The sequence below is a fragment of the Providencia sp. PROV236 genome, from assembly GCF_033676985.1.
Taxonomy (GTDB): Bacteria; Pseudomonadota; Gammaproteobacteria; order Enterobacterales; family Enterobacteriaceae; genus Providencia; species Providencia manganoxydans.
Map to the genome: position 1 here is coordinate 2,876,644 of NZ_CP096297.1, position 17,301 is coordinate 2,893,944.

12 protein-coding genes and 2 CRISPR repeat arrays are annotated in these 17,301 nt (G+C 40.2%); of the genes, 2 read left to right on the forward strand and 10 right to left on the reverse strand.

Annotated elements, in window-relative coordinates; translation table 11 throughout:
- The first annotated feature begins 39 nt into the window (after nt 1-39).
- The gene (gene fliQ, locus M1E96_RS13160) at nt 40-309 is read left to right on the forward strand and encodes a flagellar biosynthesis protein FliQ (protein ID WP_140181651.1); all 270 of its coding nucleotides are present in this window, start codon (nt 40-42) and stop codon (nt 307-309) included.
- Nucleotides 310-311: 2 nt separating this feature from the next.
- Nucleotides 312-1,094 carry a flagellar biosynthetic protein FliR gene (gene fliR, locus M1E96_RS13165; protein WP_140181649.1) on the forward strand — a complete coding sequence of 261 codons (783 nt, stop codon included), beginning with the start codon at nt 312-314 and terminating at the stop codon, nt 1,092-1,094.
- 252 nt (nt 1,095-1,346) lie between these two features.
- A CRISPR array of direct repeats spans nt 1,347-2,266; the repeat unit is 28 nt; unit sequence TTTCTAAGCTGCCTGTGCGGCAGTGAAC.
- 130 nt (nt 2,267-2,396) lie between these two features.
- On the opposite strand, the gene cas6f is transcribed toward fliR, so the two are convergent.
- The 10 genes from cas6f to M1E96_RS13215 form a co-directional block, all read right to left on the reverse strand.
- Entirely contained in the window at nt 2,397-3,038 is a 642-nt protein-coding gene (gene cas6f / locus M1E96_RS13170) for a type I-F CRISPR-associated endoribonuclease Cas6/Csy4 (RefSeq protein WP_319068568.1), read from the reverse strand.
- Nucleotides 3,039-3,046: 8 nt separating this feature from the next.
- Complete coding sequence (gene csy3 / locus M1E96_RS13175) at nt 3,047-4,072, reverse strand: type I-F CRISPR-associated protein Csy3 (protein WP_319068569.1); 1,026 nt, start codon at nt 4,070-4,072, stop codon at nt 3,047-3,049.
- A 2-nt stretch (nt 4,073-4,074) separates the two neighbouring features.
- Nucleotides 4,075-5,007, reverse strand: coding sequence for a type I-F CRISPR-associated protein Csy2 (gene csy2, locus M1E96_RS13180; RefSeq protein ID WP_319068571.1), 933 nt, complete (start codon nt 5,005-5,007; stop codon nt 4,075-4,077).
- A complete protein-coding gene (gene csy1 / locus M1E96_RS13185) occupies nt 5,004-6,275 on the reverse strand; it encodes a type I-F CRISPR-associated protein Csy1 (protein WP_369427104.1) in 1,272 nt (423 codons plus the stop codon). The genes csy2 and csy1 overlap by 4 nt, the downstream gene beginning before the upstream one ends.
- A gap of 231 nt (nt 6,276-6,506) precedes the next feature.
- A complete protein-coding gene (cas3f, locus tag M1E96_RS13190) occupies nt 6,507-10,049 on the reverse strand; it encodes a type I-F CRISPR-associated helicase Cas3f (RefSeq protein WP_337979421.1) in 3,543 nt (1,180 codons plus the stop codon).
- Nucleotides 10,046-11,023, reverse strand: coding sequence for a type I-F CRISPR-associated endonuclease Cas1f (cas1f, locus tag M1E96_RS13195; RefSeq protein WP_369427105.1), 978 nt, complete (start codon nt 11,021-11,023; stop codon nt 10,046-10,048). The genes cas3f and cas1f overlap by 4 nt, the downstream gene beginning before the upstream one ends.
- A 231-nt stretch (nt 11,024-11,254) precedes the next feature.
- Nucleotides 11,255-12,484: a CRISPR direct-repeat array (repeat unit 28 nt; unit sequence TTTCTAAGCTGCCTATACGGCAGTGAAC).
- Between the two features lie 195 nt (nt 12,485-12,679).
- The gene (gene dhbA / locus M1E96_RS13200) at nt 12,680-13,438 is read right to left on the reverse strand and encodes a 2,3-dihydro-2,3-dihydroxybenzoate dehydrogenase (protein WP_070926148.1); all 759 of its coding nucleotides are present in this window, start codon (nt 13,436-13,438) and stop codon (nt 12,680-12,682) included.
- Between the two features lie 5 nt (nt 13,439-13,443).
- A complete protein-coding gene (locus M1E96_RS13205) occupies nt 13,444-14,292 on the reverse strand; it encodes an isochorismatase family protein (protein ID WP_272579593.1) in 849 nt (282 codons plus the stop codon).
- A gap of 23 nt (nt 14,293-14,315) precedes the next feature.
- Nucleotides 14,316-15,914, reverse strand: a complete 1,599-nt coding sequence (locus M1E96_RS13210; protein ID WP_272579592.1) for a (2,3-dihydroxybenzoyl)adenylate synthase — start codon at nt 15,912-15,914, stop codon at nt 14,316-14,318.
- A 10-nt stretch (nt 15,915-15,924) separates the two neighbouring features.
- Nucleotides 15,925-17,088 (reverse strand): isochorismate synthase, encoded by a 1,164-nt coding sequence (locus M1E96_RS13215; protein ID WP_272579591.1) that lies wholly within the window; start codon nt 17,086-17,088, stop codon nt 15,925-15,927.
- Nucleotides 17,089-17,301: the final 213 nt, after the last annotated feature.

Below are 17,301 nucleotides of genomic sequence, written 5' to 3' on the forward strand. Positions count from 1 at the left end.
TGCGACTTGAAGTATGACAAGTATCAATGAGGAATAGTGATGACACCTGAATCCATCATGGCAATGGGCACAGAAGCCATGAAAATTGCTTTAATGTTAGCCGCACCATTATTGCTGGCGGCTCTTGCTGCGGGGCTAATTATTAGCCTATTGCAAGCCGCAACACAGGTGAATGAAATGACCCTGTCATTTATTCCCAAAATCCTCTCCGTGATTGCAGTGATCATTATTGCCGGTCCATGGATGCTCAATCTACTGCTTGATTACATGCGCGCGTTATTTAGTAACCTGCCATTTATCATTGGCTAGCCATGTTAACCATTACCAGTGAAACGCTAACGCTTTGGTTAAGCCAAGGTTTCTATCCTTTTATTCGCCTATTAGCCCTATTTGGCACCGCCCCCTTCTTCAATGAAAAACAATCTATTACCAAAGCACGTATCATCTTAGCTTTTTTTGTGATTTTAATTGTTTCGCCGCAACTGCCTATCGTCAATATTCCTTTATTTTCAGCAATGGGGTTATGGGTGATTGTTCAGCAAATCGTGATTGGTATTGCTATCGGACTCACGATGCAGATGGCATTTGCCGCTGTACGTCATGCAGGTGAGGTAATTGGATTACAGATGGGACTTTCTTTTGCCACCTTTTTTGATCCAACTGGCGGCCCGAATATGCCCATTTTAGGACGTATTCTAAATCTGATTATGTTACTACTATTTCTTTCCTTCGATGGCCATTTGTGGCTGATTTACATCGTGATCAATTCATTTGAACTGATCCCAATTCAAGTCTCTCCTCTTAATCGAGACGGTTTTTGGTCATTAGTCCAATTTGCCAATAGTATTTTTATCAATGGGTTAATGTTAGCACTACCTTTTATTACCTTGTTTTTAATCCTTAACTTAGCCCTTGGTATTCTGAATCGTATGACTCCACAACTCTCGGTGTTTGTCGTTGGCTTCCCTCTGACATTAACCATTGGTATCAGTATGTTAGGGTTAATTATCTCGATCTTACCACGTTATAGTGAGCGTTTGATTCATCAAGCCTTTGAGCAGTTGTCACTGATGTTTGGGTTGTTTGTGGGTTAGGTAAACTAGGTAGTACAGCAAAAGCTACCTATGCATTCATTTTATCTTTAAGTATCACTTCAGTAGTTCAAATAAAAATTCAATTTGTATATCTATCCTTATAATGATGAGTAAAAATATTATCAGCAATATAATTGTTCCTTTATATAATCACATTTAAACAACACTAAAATAATCTGGCAATTATCCACAAAAAATTATGTATAGAGATAAAACACAGAAAATCTGTAATACTTTAATTAGAAATAACGTTTTAAACGCTGCCTATATGGCAGTAAATGCTTAATCAACAATAAAATAACCTTTTCTAAGCTGCCTGTGCGGCAGTGAATCCACCACAAGACCGTATCAGTATCAATATGTATTTCTAAGCTGCCTGTACGGCAGTGAACACTCCGAGCGGTTGCCTTCCATGCACCAAAAATTTCTAAGCTGCCTGTACGGCAGTGAACGATTCTGGTATTAAATCTTGGTCAATGGCATTTTTCTAAGCTGCCTGTGCGGCAGTGAACAATGGTTTTCAACGTCTGTTTGTGCGTGAACTTTTCTAAGCTGCCTGTGCGGCAGTGAACATTAATCCCAAAGTTGGATCAGGGCTTTTTGTTTTCTAAGCTGCCTGTGCGGCAGTGAACATAAGTAAATTTAATTCTCTATTAATTGTAGATTTCTAAGCTGCCTGTGCGGCAGTGAACATTGGCAAGCCGCAATTATCTGATGCACAAATTTTCTAAGCTGCCTGTGCGGCAGTGAACTGCCATATCAGCGCGAGCCATTGCGTGAGTTTTTTCTAAGCTGCCTGTGCGGCAGTGAACAATATTCGGGCTTTATCTCGGCTGGATTTAGATTTCTAAGCTGCCTGTGCGGCAGTGAACAGGTAATGAGTGCAAAGGTGGTTATTATTATCTTTCTAAGCTGCCTGTGCGGCAGTGAACTTCGCTTTAAGTGCGTATCAACGCCCACTTTATTTCTAAGCTGCCTGTGCGGCAGTGAACCCATTCGATCACGACGGCAAAAATAATGTTTTTTTCTAAGCTGCCTGTGCGGCAGTGAACTATGGAAATGGCTTGGGAATGAATGTTTCTTATTTCTAAGCTGCCTGTGCGGCAGTGAACGTAGCCCCGAAAAAATTATCAAAAAAAGAGCATTTCTAAGCTGCCTGTGCGGCAGTGAACTAGACTTTATCAAATAAAAAATAAGTTACAACAAGTCGTTAAGCGTATTTCTACAAAAATACCTTCTTTTTCTCTACTTATTGTAACCCATTGTTTTAATATCAAATTTTAAAATAGCAAAAAAACAAGGTCAAAAATGTGGAACTGTTGCTAATTTTATATCGCCAGTAACTGCTTGACTTAATCCATAGCAATTAAACAAACCTGTTTGGGGCTTTTCGGCTGAAAGGCATTTAATAAACAGTGGAAACGGACGGTGCCCACTTGCTTCATTCCGTGATTTAGTTTGCTGACTTTCAACCCATAAAAACGGCAAACGGCTCTGTGCTTTCGGCTGTTTCTCCTTCAGCTGTGCCAAGCAAGCCTCAACCGACAAACCGGATTTAGTTGCATATAGTCGCGCCTTTTTTTGCATATCCAACTGGATCCGTTTTTCACCCTTTACATGCTGGCGTACATAGCTAACCGCTGTAGCGTATTCAGGCACCAGTTGAATTGATTTGATATGCACATAATCAGATAACCTCTCCAACCAACGGCTTATGTTTAACTGAACCAGTGCCTGTTCAGTTTTTGCCAATAAACGCATTTTTTTACCTAATCGAAAACCAACGCTACCATATTCAGGAAATGCAATCGCAACTGCGCTATCTCCTGCGGCTGATTTGTTGTCAACAAGGGCAATATGCGTTTGCTGATAAACTTTTTGCCATAAAAAATCTAACGGTATGGTTGGATCAGGTAATAAAGTTATCTCCTGATAATAGTTCATAGCTCACCTTATTTGTCGCTTTCACCAAATACACCACCACGAACCAACACCGCCATCACATAGTGTTCATCCTCAACACGCGCTAATTTTTCACCTCTAGCCCATTTGTCAAAGTGAGTATAAAAATCTTGCTTAGCACCAGGGGTGCGATAAGCCGTACCAAGGTTAGTCACTGCACCATAAGGCTCGATTGCAATTGCGCCAGCGCTATTAACCTCATCATCATAAGCAGGATACCATGTATCAATAGAGCGTAGCGCGTTGCCCACTTTTTGTGAGTGCATCGCCGCATGACCATTGACATGATAAAGGATCTTGCTTTTATTGCCTTTCCCCTTATCCATCACCAACTCTTCACTTGGATAAACTTCTTGTGCTTTTCCTAGTTGTGCATAAGTGGTAATTTCAAGCAATAATGCACCTTCACTATTTGCCAAGGCCGAAGCAATTTTATTTCCTAATTCTGTAACTTGCTTGTCTTGCTTATCAAAACTACGAATGCTGTATTGCGTTGCATCAAATGTCCATTGCTGCTCTTGCCCTGAGTTTAATATATTGACTTCAACTTCAATTTTTTCGGCTCCAACTCGGTTGCGCCATAAAAAACGCGCATTAGCAATATTATGCGCATAGCGACGACCTAACTCACGAAAGCCTTCTTTTTCAATATACTCTTTAGCTGCTTTGGTGTAGCTTTCTTTGAATAGTGCATTGTTACAAGCAGAAGGTGATTCAACGCCCCCCAAAACTTTAAGGGTGAATTGATGCTTTAATGTATCTTGTTCGGTACCTAATGCACATGCATCAACGGTTTGTAAATTGGCTTTTTCAACTTCTGCATTTAGTTTTAACGGGTCGTTTTTAACCGCGCCTTTTAACCTATTTGAAATGGTTCCGCGAACCGATTTTTCTTGAAGAGCCAAAGGGGTAAATTGGCTTTTATTATCCCAGCTAGTGCCATAAAAATAACCATCAGATGGAACCAATTTTTTTTCAAAGGCCAATACTGAGGCTACATCGTTATTCTTCGCCATTTTTACTCTCCGCTTGTAAAATGTTTAGGTTGAACTTGTTCGCATAAATAGAGATTATTTTCAAAATCCTGTGCATAACACCAAAGTATTTCATCAGGACATTCGGCTTTATTGACCATTAAAAATTGCCCTAATGTGATCATACTTTCTGCAAATCGATGGGAACATTCAGGGTCGCGTTGATTTTTTGCTTTTCCTAATGGAGATATGCCTTGAAACCCTGTTGCTATAGGGACAATCCAGCCCGATGTTTTGCGTTGCATTTTCCATTCAAATGGTTTCTTTTTAGACTCATCACTGTTTTCTATTTCAACACACTGGTTATTTACGGTGACATAATCTAATAGTGCATCCATGGCATCTTGCCCTTCTTGCATCGCCTCCATCATTAAGTCGCGGCGTTCAATTAAGGCATAACCGGGCATTAAGCTATTAAATAATTTGATTTTTTCAGCATTATTGTACCCATCAGGTAAAATATACCGTTGTGGCATCTCAACCGACAAAATATCGCCACCAGCCAGTTTCATGGTTGGGATCAGCTCATGGATTTTATTTAATACTGCGGTATTGATTGGGGAGTCTTCGTTATCTTCATATTTAATTAATAATGACACATCCAAATGGCACCTTGCTTCTTCAATAAAAGCTGAGCGATTACCGTCTTTATCAAGAGGGTTACCTGTACCAATAATTGAATTCACAAAATCACCAGGACCCCGGTAAGTTTGCAAATTACATTCATGGCTGATCACCGCCAGAGCATCAAATTGAACATCTAATTCATAATCATTATTAAGCTTACGTTCTAAAGCATGCATAAAGCCAAGCCATGCGGTCATCGCAGGGAAACCAATTGTCAACGGGCTAGATAAGGCATTGGCATTAAGGACTTTAAGATGCGGTAGTTTAATAAGATAGATAGGCTCACTCATCTTAATAATTCCTTATTTTTAGCCACAATCTCAGCGATGGCATTAAACTCATCATTACCAAATGACAGTGCCTTTTTACCATTGACCTTGTTATAGCCCGCAATAAATTGGCGAGTTATTTCCGCAATTAACACCAACAGCCAATCATCCAAATCATCACGCTGCTGCTGCATGTTTGGAAATAGCCATGTTTGTTGGTATTTAGCAAGTTTGGTCGGTAAAACGACATCTTCTTGTTCATATGCACGGCGGATTTTCCACATCATGATAATTATGTGATCCACATATTCTTGAATTCGATTATCACGGTATTCAGAAAAACGACTACCTCGCTTATCTTTTGGTAATGTAATTAACCCATGAAAAGCTTCAAAAGCCTCTTTTATATGCCAAGTGTTAATACAATCTGCAAAGAAATTTTTTGAGGGTAGTCGTGTTTCCCGTATATTTATCACGGGAGGAAGAGAAGGTAATAAATGTGCCTTACCTGCGTTTTGGTTATTTAGAACCGAAATATTTTGTGGCTTAGTTCCCCCAAAACCAATGGTGGTAATACCATAAATTTCTTTAAAACCCATTTCGCTATATTCACCTTTGCGTTTTAAGTCACGCAATGCTTTGGTTTGTTCGGAAAAGCGAATATTGTCGATACGTCGACGCATTTCAAACACTATCCCTGAAGGGGTTAATACTGAAAGCAAATGGTAGTCTTCATGATCAGTCCATACGGGAAAATAGACTTGTTTTATTTTTGAGCTAGTCACCGCGGTTTCATCCGTCGCAGCCATAGCCAGAAAGCCTTCCCGTAATTCTTGATAGCTCCCCGTATTTATCGTCAATAATGATTTTGCGAGGGGAGTTTCTGCTTCAATGTGAGATAACAGTGTTTTGTGATCTTGCATTTGTAAAGTCAAAAACTTATAGACATCTAATGCCGCGGCATTGCCTAATGCATCAGCTTCAACAGTCACATTTCCTGATCGTAAAAAACCATCATTTGCATATTGACTATGTGCAATAGTTGCACTGACTGAACCATTTTTATTTTTACGGGCGCTAGGGTGGCTAAATGTACAAGGGTGAGTCGAAATAGATATTTGTCCTGCGCGTTTAGCCGCACTTGGTAGCCACTCATTTAATGAAAAAGTTTTTTCACACTCTTGCTGTAACTGGCTAACTTCATGTTCATTCATTGAAGCTTTTAAATTCTTTTTAAGCCAGCCCTCTTTGCGCTCGGCAAAGAAAGCGTCTATTGCTGGATCAAGCATATTTAGAGGTCCTTGTGACTTAAGTTAAATACCAATCTAGCCGACAACACAAAAACGATCAACCATTATACTCTAAAAAGATAGATTTAATTTATACTAGGGATGATGACGACTATGTACCAACTTGATAAACTTCCCAAACTACCGCATAGGTAGCTTAGAAAATTATTCTCTAGAATCTAAAACCATGTTCACTGCCGTATAGGCAGCAGATAACTGGCCTAGTGCCAGTTATCTTTCTACTTCGTAAATCCCCATCTGGTCATCATATTGATAATTATGGTTATCATTATCACGCTTCAAAAAGCTAACCTCACCGTATAGCCGTGAAATCGACGTGAGTTGCCCCTCATCTTGACTATGTTGATAAATTGATTGCTGATAATCCCTCACTAGCCATAATCTTTCTTTCAACGATTTAGGAAAATCAACGTACTGAACACCTGACACACTATCTTTCGTGACCCATCCGCTAACTCGGTCATACTCCCAAAATTCAGGTTTTCCTCTATTTGAAATCACTAATGAAAGCCGAATCGATAATGAGTTTTTACGAAAAGGTGCTAATTGCACGGGTATCGCCGTCATCCACCAGCAACCGTGGGTATAGCCCCATAAATGAGATGCCGTATTAACTCGAACCATAGCAGATGAATTTGCGCGTGAACGCCTTCTTTGATGTGTTTTGACTGTTTTTCCAACTTGCTCAGTTGGAAAAAGGCAGTTGGTTTTCAACGTATAACTAATCGATGCATGCTCTAAACTGGCGAAATTACAACTTTTAGTGCCCTCAACATTGGTTGGTTTTTTTATTCGAGGCAGTGAATTAATTGATTTTCTTAACTGTTGCTCATCAACCAGTTCACTTAAATTATGCGTTTTGAGTTTTATCGCACTATTTTCATAACCTGGACGAACAAAAACATATTTCTCCTTACCTTGAAAACCTTTCCAATTATATTGCAATAATGACACATTCGGCTGTTCGACCTCGCCTTCGCGATGGCGACGTACCCGCCCTGATACCTGAATGATAGAACGATATGACGACGGTTCGACAACCGCCCAATCAAAGTCATGATCGCGTCCTACTTCCTCAACAGGTGTAGCAACAAGAATAAAGATCAAGTTCTTAGCCTTGCCTTGAGTTTCAGTTAAATGCTGACGAATAATAGGATCGGCAAGTGCGATAGGTTGTTCACCCATTTTTTCTTTACGTTTAAGCACCTTATCTAAATGCTGTTCTTGTTCATGACGCAGTAATAACACCTGCCGACTGTGATACGCCATTGTGCGAATTTCAATATTTTCAGGCCATTCACATTCAAGTAAAAAACGTGTCAATTCAACACAAGGGCTGATATTGGCTACTCGTACCACACCAAATGAAAGTTGAATACCCGTTTGCTGATCAACAAAATGATGATGTTCATGTTGCGTTAAAATGGCTGCTTGAATATGCTCAAAAAAGCGCTTCTGACTATTTTTCCCTTGCTCAATCGGCATCGGTACAATTAACGCTTTACGGCGAGCAGGTAGTGACTGTAAAACCTCAGCACGTTTATCAACAAATTGATCGTGATATTGCTGATATAAGTACACTGAATTCACATCATTTGCCGTGATGGTCGCAATTTGTGTTGTCGCTTGGCACTGATCTTTCGCTGAATTATATTTACCTTCGTCCATCCATATGCAACCAATTTGTAATGGCTGTTGTCGGCTTTTAGCATGAATATACCAGCCTGATTGATAAGCATGAAAATAGGCTAAAGCAGTATCAGGAGGGATGGTTGCCGAAGAGATCATCACCTTTCTCCCAAGCAGGCCAGCGAAGTGGATCAAACGGCCGATAGCAATAAGATCATCATCGCTAAAATCATCCACTTCATCAATGACAAGGTCAGATGACATTAAACGTAAACTTGGCAAAATATAACGGCCACCACGAGTGGTTTCTGTCGCGCCCATAATATGGTCAATAGTACAAGCCAAAACAGGCGCATAGAGCAACGCTCTATCTTTTGCTTTGGTTAATACAGTTGATAATGCTTCTTCAGGGAGAGCGCCTTGCCACTTATCCTCTTGCCATAAGAGCACTTCTTCGTCGTCATCAAATAATGTTTCCTGTGATTCAGAGCCTATATCTTGTGGCTTAGTTTTATTTTCAGCATTATCATCATCTTTCGCGCTGTTATCAGCATCAGCTGCATGATGATGTAATTGAGTGACAGCTTTAGAACCGACTAATACAGCCAGTTCATCTTCCTCTAGCCCAATACTGTCTTTGTATTCATCACCTGTTTGTAATGTGAGTGTTCGCAACCCCAATGCGAGTATAAAACGTAAGCTTTGCTTATCTTCTGATAATGCTTGCATAACTTTTGCATTTGCTCGCGTTTTACCACAACCTGTGCTGGCCATATTGACAATAAAATAGCCTTTTATATCGTCTTGTTGTTCACGGTATTTATGAATTGTGCTAACGACATCTTCTTGCCAGCTAAATGGCCCGGTGCTGTTTTTTTGATGAGTTAATTTTTTAACCTCGCCCGCTGTAGGTGGCTCCCCTTCAAAAAAAGGTAATTGTTCCGCCACATCGCGAGCAATTTCAGCAACCTTAACGAGGTGCTCATCCAGTTTTTGTTTAAATTGCATACCTTTATTGAGTGGATTCTCTTTTACATAATGAGTATTCGCATAAAGGGGAATATCGCTTTTCCACTGTGGGTCATTTTCTTTTGAAGAGTAATTATGATCCCCTAACATGAGACAAAGGCGTGCATAATGGGCAATGATTTTCCAGCTACCATCAGCCATAGCTTGTTGAAATAGAGGCAATTGCTGTTTTAAGTGGATCGCAGCTTGTTTAATCGCTTGAGTCCATATTGGTGACGTACTTAATAAGCCATTTGGAAATTCAAAACACATGCCTAGCCGCTGGTTAAATTCCTGCTCATGATATTTATTTTCATAACCCCAATACTGTTCAATGAATGTCATCATATCTGCCAGTGTATTAGCTTCTTTATGGCCTATTTGGCTTAACAGTAGACGGTCACCATTTTTAGCATCACCCTGTTGCTGTTTAACATCTAAAAAAGGCAGTCTATGATGGGATAAAATTAGCCACGTTAATAATGATGCGGCATCGGGTAGCCCTGATAGTGGCAATCCCGCTTGTTGATTCTGTTTCGCCCACTGTTGTAATTGTGATTCATCCCATTGTTGCGTACTCAGTACATCGAGCCAGTTTTCATCATTTTCACTATTAGGTTGGCTTTTCACTAATGCGCTAAACAGTATTGATGAAACCCATTCATGCCTTACTGGATCACCTTTAAAAGGCGTTTTAATCTCTGGGTTAAGTTTATCTTGAAATAGGCGCGATGCCTTGCCCCAATCATGTAGGAGTGCTGCTAATTTAGCAAAAGCTTCTATGAGAGAAAGGTACTGCCAATCATTTTCATGTTCGCGCCCAAGAAAGGATTTTTCTGTCCGATTAACAGGTACATATCCTTCTGAGTTAAATTTTTTACGGTTGCCTACAACCCACAACAGTTGCGTTCGTGAGCGAGAGCGTATCCAATGGCAGCTAACCGCTGTGCTACGACTGGCACTTTTTCGGAGCATTTTTTTGACCGTTTCTAGTCCCTCAGCGGTGATAAGTGTCTGCCATGTGTTATCACCAATACGATTTGCAAACGCATCGAGTACTCGGCGTGTTCTTTTTAAAGCGTATTTTTCACACTGTGAAACGAAGGTCACGATCATTGCGTTGGCTCCTGAGTTTGTTGCTCTGAGCCTGTTTGTAAAGCGATTGCTTTTACGGTATCAAAAAGGTAATCGAGTGCATGGTTATCAACAAAGGATTGTAAAATTTGCTGGCGAAACTCTTGCTCACTAGCATCTTCCTTTGCACAAATAAAAGACCATGGCAGTACGATAGCATCTTTAATTAAATCAGCTATATCAAATACTAAGGCTCCCCGCCTTGTTTTACCATGCATCACCGCAAAACCGTGAGGGATCCCTAATACCCACAAGCAACTGGCTGCTAAGCCATAGGCCAAATAATTACCGTGATTTAAAAAAGCATTGGCTTTATCTATCGATTTATGTTGCCGTGAAAAGTGCTTTTGCCCAGTATTATTTGCCGTATACTTATAAAGGTTTTTTGTTAATTGGGCTTCGGTAAGTAATAACTCTTGCGAGTTTGTAGCGGTATCTGTTCTTATTTGAAAGGTGTCTAGCGCACTTTGGATAAGACTATCATTATAGATAAAACCTTCATTTTGTAGCTCTCGCGAGTTCTGCCAAATTTTCTGTAAATACTTGATACGCGCTCGTTGCAACGATTTTGCTGCCCGTAAACGTTCAGTATCATCAAACCAAAACTTCATCCAACCCTGTAGATATTCAGTCGGTCTATATTCACTTTGAGGGGTTAACCATTCCACCTCAGAAGCCATGTAAAGAGGCGTTCCCCCACCACCACAAAAACCAACAAGCACACCTGCCTGAGATAACATCCGCATCGCCGCTTGTGTTATCGATGTTCCTGTGCCTAGCATCAGAACCGTTGTATTAGCGATTGGAATATTAAAATAAAGATTTTCATTTTTTGCTTCGGTGAGATAGAGCACGCGCCCATCTTTCTGCATCACTCGACAATGCTCTAGATAGTACATATTGGCACGTTTAGAATGCAGAATTGTTTTTAGATCTGAAGGGGAAAAATCATCCATGTAAATTTGGCCTTTCCATTAGATTAGTAAGTTACATTATTATGTTAATACAATTTACCTTATGGAATGTCTATAGCAATTAACCTACTGTTATGCATTATTATGCAATTTTGGGAAGATGATCGCAGAGTTGGTGAATAAAAATAACTCATTGATTGCATTCAGATTGTCTAATTTCAATTGGTTACTATGTGCTTTTTAATAAAACAAATAAGCATTCGATGGTAACAATCATTAAGCTGCCTATATGGCAGTGAACAGTAAAAGCGGTACGTGGTCGATTACGGTGACATTTCTAAGCTGCCTATACGGCAGTGAACATCCATCGCTAAATTAGCATCTTGAGCAAGTGTTTCTAAGCTGCCTATACGGCAGTGAACCCTCTGGCACGCTGATGCAGATAGGTGATTGCTTTCTAAGCTGCCTATACGGCAGTGAACATGATGAACTTGAAGCGATTGAAGAATTATCATTTCTAAGCTGCCTATACGGCAGTGAACCTACGAACCTTGTGACGTACCTGAATCGCGCTTTTCTAAGCTGCCTATACGGCAGTGAACTTCAGGGGATACGTTTTACTGTAATTATGATTTTTCTAAGCTGCCTATACGGCAGTGAACACTTACCTAGCGTGAACTGACTATACGCCAGTTTTCTAAGCTGCCTATACGGCAGTGAACGGCTAAATAATCAGGCAACCTTTTAACTGTGTTTTCTAAGCTGCCTATACGGCAGTGAACCTGTTAACAGATTCTGTCTTCATTTTACCCGTTTTCTAAGCTGCCTATACGGCAGTGAACGATGTAACCGATGCGTTAGATACAAAGCTCAATTTCTAAGCTGCCTATACGGCAGTGAACCAACCCCGGCAACATTCGCCACGGCGATAAATTTTCTAAGCTGCCTATACGGCAGTGAACTTTCTAGCGCATTCCATTCCGCCAAGTTTTGATTTCTAAGCTGCCTATACGGCAGTGAACTTCAAATTAATCTTGTGGGTAAGGTGGGTGTCTTTCTAAGCTGCCTATACGGCAGTGAACGATGCAACAGAATTTGACGCGTCAGGTTTTGATTTCTAAGCTGCCTATACGGCAGTGAACACTCGAACGACAACATCACAAAAGACCGATTATTTCTAAGCTGCCTATACGGCAGTGAACGGTTTACGATTGCCTTTTGCGGATATGGTGCGATTTCTAAGCTGCCTATACGGCAGTGAACCTGACAATCACGTTAGGCGGTCATTGCCTGATTTTCTAAGCTGCCTATACGGCAGTGAACATAAAACAGGTGGAGCGGCTTTTCCTGCAAGTTTTCTAAGCTGCCTATACGGCAGTGAACTGCCTGATGCAAGTGCATCCTTCAATCGATGCTTTCTAAGCTGCCTATACGGCAGTGAACGTACCACAACATTTGAGATAGCACGTGTGTTATTTCTAAGCTGCCTATACGGCAGTGAACTATAACTTACCAGATAAAATGTCTTAGACAACAATTCATTACTGTATTTTTTCGTAAAACACCTTCTTTTTTTCTTATCATTATAACCAATTGATTTTATTAATAATCAATAGATAACAAAAAACACAAGGTCAATAAAGATTAAGACGGAATAGAGACATTATAAAATCGTGTATCGATATACAACACTGGGGGCTATACCCCCAATGTTGAGCCTCCATCGACCACAATATCTTGCAAGGTGATATGACTTGCATCATCTGAAGCTAAAAACAAAATGGTGCTGGCAATTTCATCTGGTTTAGCAATTTTCCCTAAGGGGATCCCTAATTTAAATTGATCTGCGGCGCCTGAAACCCGCTGTTTAACTGCATCATGGCTCACCCACAGCATACGTTGCATATCGGTATCCGTTGAACCTGGAGAGACTAAATTAGAACGTACCGCACTACTAGACAGCTCTAAACCTACCGTTAAAGCTAAACTTTTCAATGCTGCTTTAGATGCACAATAAGCACTCATCCCCATACGCGGTAGATGTGCTGCATCAGAAACAACCGTAACTATCGCTCCACTTTTTTGTTTACGAAACTGTGCCATTGTTTGTTGAAATAGATAAAAAGCACCATCTACGTTTACCGAAAAAACTTTTTTCCAATCTGTCACATCCAGTTCATCAGTATTGCCAAGCCTTAAAATACCCGCAGCATTGATTAATACATCCAACCTCGGTTGAAGCTCAAATAATCGGTGACATGTTTGAGCAACTTGTTGAGGATCAGCAATATCAATCACTTCTGTTGCAAAAGGATAATTGCCTTGAGTAAACGCAATATCAAACCCAGTTACCTCAGCGCCTGAGTTCACAAATGCTAGTGCTGTCGCTAATCCAATCCCACGTCCGGCACCCGTAACCCACACCGTTTTATCGCGAAAATTAAATGTACTTTTCATAGCGTTCACATTTTCTGTGACAGTAATGACCACCATGCGTTAATGCTTGGCTCCTTAGCTAAACTAATAAAATCAATATGTTGATAAGTTTTTCGCCAATTGGAAGCTAATGACATTATTTGTATTGAATCTAATCCATAATCAATAAGATTTTCATCATCTAAAGGGAAATCAGAGTCATCAAGCAAAGAAAGAACCTGTGTACGCAGTGCTTCCTTTGAAATCGCTGTTTGTAATAAATCTTTGGTCATGAGTACACAACCAGCACGACCCGCAATATAATTGAGTGACATTAAGTGCTCATCTCGACTAAAGTCCGCCATCGCATCAGCAACAAAAAAGGGTTTAATATCATGCATAAATGCATCGATAGCGGTCACCATACAACCAATATGCGCATAGATCCCAACAATGATCAGTTGATTGCGATGCCCTTCTCGCATCTGCTGCTCAAGTAATGACCGTTGAAATGCACTATAACGCCATTTAGGTAAGATAATGTCATCTATGTGAGGAGATAAAGCTTCAATTATCGGCTGTTGCTCGGGGGAGTTGACTAAACCCGCTCCCCAGATATCATTAAGTAAAGCACGTTCTTCATGACTTTGGTTTTTGGGCTGAGCAGTGTAATAAATGGGGATCCCATGCAGCCGGCTAAATTGTCGCAGTATATTAATGTTATCGATAACTTTAGCTAACATTGGGCTGTTTTTGTCCCAAAAGTTGACAAAGTAATACTGCATATCATGAATAAGCAATACCGCTTTATCTGGTTTAAATTCCCAATTAACCTTGTTGGGAGGAATATTGTTCATATTTGGTAAATCATAGTCTTGCAGCTTTGGTATTGCCATTTTCTTCTTCCTCCTATTTAAGATTAATCAATTAGCCATTCACGTAATTTTCTTTTGTCCACTTTACCGACCGCAGTCAACGGTAATGCTTTAATAAATTTAATAAAATCAGGTAATTTGTATTTAGCTATCCCTTGCTGATTTAAAAAACGTCTTATTTCTGCTGCTCGTAATGGTGTTGTCGTCACCAAATAGGCACAGCTTTTTTCACCTAATACATCATGTTCAACACTGACAAGAGCTGCTTGAGTGATTGCGTTATGTTGAAGTAACAGATTTTCAATTTCTTCCGCCGCGATTTTTTCGCCACCTCGATTGATCTGATCTTTTACTCGTCCATGTACGGTGAGATAACCATCGATACTGATCGAGACTAAATCCCCTGAATAGTAAAAACCTTCATGATCAAACGTTTCTTGATTATGTTCTATGCTATTGAAGTACCCTCGAATGGTGTATGGCCCCCGCGTCATTAAATGACCCATTTCACCAGAAGCAAGCTTTTCACCTTGCTCATTAGCTACCCATAACTCATCATCAGGGCAAATAGGATAACCTTGAGTTTGCGTGATTTTATCCAATGCATCATTAAGACGCGTGCAGCAAACAAGTCCTTCTGCCATACCAAACACTTGCTGTAACTGACAATTCATTTCACCAGTAATACGTTTCGCCAGTAATGACGTCAGGCTAGCTCCCCCTACTTGCAGTAGCCTCAAAGAAGAGAGTTGCTTATGACCCCCTCGCTCTCTCAGAGCTTGCAGCCAAAGATTAACGATAGAAGGTACGACTGCGCTGATATTGACCCCATGCTGTTCAATAAGCTTGAAACAGTGGTCTGGACTTGGGTTATTTGCTAGCACAACGCATCCCCCTGCCATGAAGACCCCTAAAGCTCCCGGTGAACTTAAACAAAAATTATGTGCTGAAGGTAGTACGCATAAGTAACAAGTATGCCGATTAAGTTGACAAATCTCTTGGCAGCGACGAACGCTATATAAATAATCGTTATGAGTTCTAGGGATCAGTTTAGGCGTCCCAGTACTTCCGCCTGATAATTGAAAAAAAGCAACCTCATCGGCCGGTGTTGGTGTTGCAATAACTTGATAATGCGTTTGTCTTATCATGTTATTCAGGCTGCGGGCGCCTATATCATTATTCAGTAATACTAAACGTACCGACGAGTAACGAGCGCAAAAAGTGGTTAAAAAGCCGTCATCAACAAATAATGAATGCTGCCTATCCGCAATAAATAAAGTTGGATTAATTTGCTGCGCATAGGCATTCAGTTCGTGACTTTGATGACTGTATAATGCATTGACAGGAACCACGCCAATCCGTAATAACGCAAAAAAGACAATATAAAATTCAGCTACATTACCTAGCTGAACAAGTGCGGTTTCTCCACATTTCGCCCCTTTATACTGTAAATACGCAGCTAAATTATCAATAGATTGATTAAATTGTTGATAACTAAAATGGCGCTCTCTATCAACAATGGCTATTGATTGATTACTAGCATAACGTGTCACAATATGTGTTAAAGGGAGATCTTGCCAGTAGCCTTTCAAACGATAACGGGCAGCAAATTGTTCTGGCCAACGCGTATAAGCAATGCACATTGTTGCCTCCTTAATTCAGGCCCAAAACATTAAGCATCGTTGAAAGCTTCGCCCCTGTTTCTTGCCATTCTGATAATGGCGATGAATCAGGTACGATACCTGCACCAGCAAATAAGCTGATATAATTTTGTTTTATTCGAGCACAGCGAATAGCAACCACCCATTCACCATTACCACGATGATCACACCAGCCAACAATGCCGCCAAATAATTGACGATTAAACGGTTCTACCTGTGAAATAAATTGTTTAGCTAACTGATATGGAAAACCATTTAAAGCGGGCGTTGGATGCAATAAACACGCTAATGAAAGTGCATTTTCTTGTGAATGTGCGATACCTTCAATATCAGTCGCGAGATGCCATAATGTTGGGGTACTAACCAGTTTAGGTTGTTCAGAAAAAAATAATCGATGACTACGAGGGTAGAGTAATGCTTTCATAGCTTGTATCACTAATTGATGCTCATAGTGATCTTTTATCGAACCGTATAAGCGTAAACTTATTTCTCGATCGGATTGTTCATCAAGATTTCGTGGCGCCGAGCCGGCAAGTGGTTGTGAAAAAAAGCGATGACCTTGTTTACGGATCAATAGTTCCGGACTAGCACCGAGCAATCTACTACCATCAAACAACGGTACATGAAAATTATAACTAGTTGGATTTTGAGACATTAATCGTTGCAAAAGATAATGGCATTCTAAGGGCGCCGTAACCACTATATCCAACAAACGCGCCAATACCACTTTGTCTAATAAAGTCGTTCGCATCGTGCTAATTGCTTGCTCAACCATTGAAGTAAATTGCTGTTGATTCGGATATTCACGATGCTGACTAACCTGAATGTTTGGTTTTGAACCTTTTGATTCAGCTAATGGCTCTATGATCTTTTTTATACTTTGAGGTACAAATAATGTTGAGGGTTCATCAGTATTAAAAGGAAGCGCACCAACGATGATGGGGTTGGTGATGCCTGCCATTTTTGCTGCGTCAAAAGCAGCTATAAGGTCTTTTTGAAAAATACTTGATAAGTTTTCACCGCATTTGGCTGGTGTTGTTAATTGGCAAAAGCACCCTGTTGTTGAAAAGCTTTGATAAGGTGAAGTAAATAGAAAACTATTTGGCGATAATGTTGCTAGCGTATCGACTTCATATTCGATTAACGTTTCTTCCATGTTGTTCCCTTTAAGCCATCAAATATATAAATAATTATTGGTATAATAATTAGCGGATACGTTACAACAGCCACACCTTTGAATAGATAAGGCAACACCACGAACCACCTACTATGCCGCTTTAACTCCTAATATTTTTATGGTGAAACGGTCTCAATTTTCTGAGTAATTCAACAAATATTCAGCCTACAGTCATTAGTAAGCCCCTAAATT

Coding starts and splice junctions, on each gene's coding strand:
- fliQ (WP_140181651.1), top strand. CDS start 40: ATGACACCTGAATCCATCATGGCAATGGGCACAGAAGCCATGAAAATT.
- fliR (WP_140181649.1), top strand. CDS start 312: ATGTTAACCATTACCAGTGAAACGCTAACGCTTTGGTTAAGCCAAGGT.
- cas6f (WP_319068568.1), bottom strand. CDS start 3,038: ATGAACTATTATCAGGAGATAACTTTATTACCTGATCCAACCATACCG.
- csy3 (WP_319068569.1), bottom strand. CDS start 4,072: ATGGCGAAGAATAACGATGTAGCCTCAGTATTGGCCTTTGAAAAAAAA.
- csy2 (WP_319068571.1), bottom strand. CDS start 5,007: ATGAGTGAGCCTATCTATCTTATTAAACTACCGCATCTTAAAGTCCTT.
- csy1 (WP_369427104.1), bottom strand. CDS start 6,275: ATGCTTGATCCAGCAATAGACGCTTTCTTTGCCGAGCGCAAAGAGGGC.
- cas3f (WP_337979421.1), bottom strand. CDS start 10,049: ATGATCGTGACCTTCGTTTCACAGTGTGAAAAATACGCTTTAAAAAGA.
- cas1f (WP_369427105.1), bottom strand. CDS start 11,023: ATGGATGATTTTTCCCCTTCAGATCTAAAAACAATTCTGCATTCTAAA.
- dhbA (WP_070926148.1), bottom strand. CDS start 13,438: ATGAAAAGTACATTTAATTTTCGCGATAAAACGGTGTGGGTTACGGGT.
- M1E96_RS13205 (WP_272579593.1), bottom strand. CDS start 14,292: ATGGCAATACCAAAGCTGCAAGACTATGATTTACCAAATATGAACAAT.
- M1E96_RS13210 (WP_272579592.1), bottom strand. CDS start 15,914: ATGTGCATTGCTTATACGCGTTGGCCAGAACAATTTGCTGCCCGTTAT.
- M1E96_RS13215 (WP_272579591.1), bottom strand. CDS start 17,088: ATGGAAGAAACGTTAATCGAATATGAAGTCGATACGCTAGCAACATTA.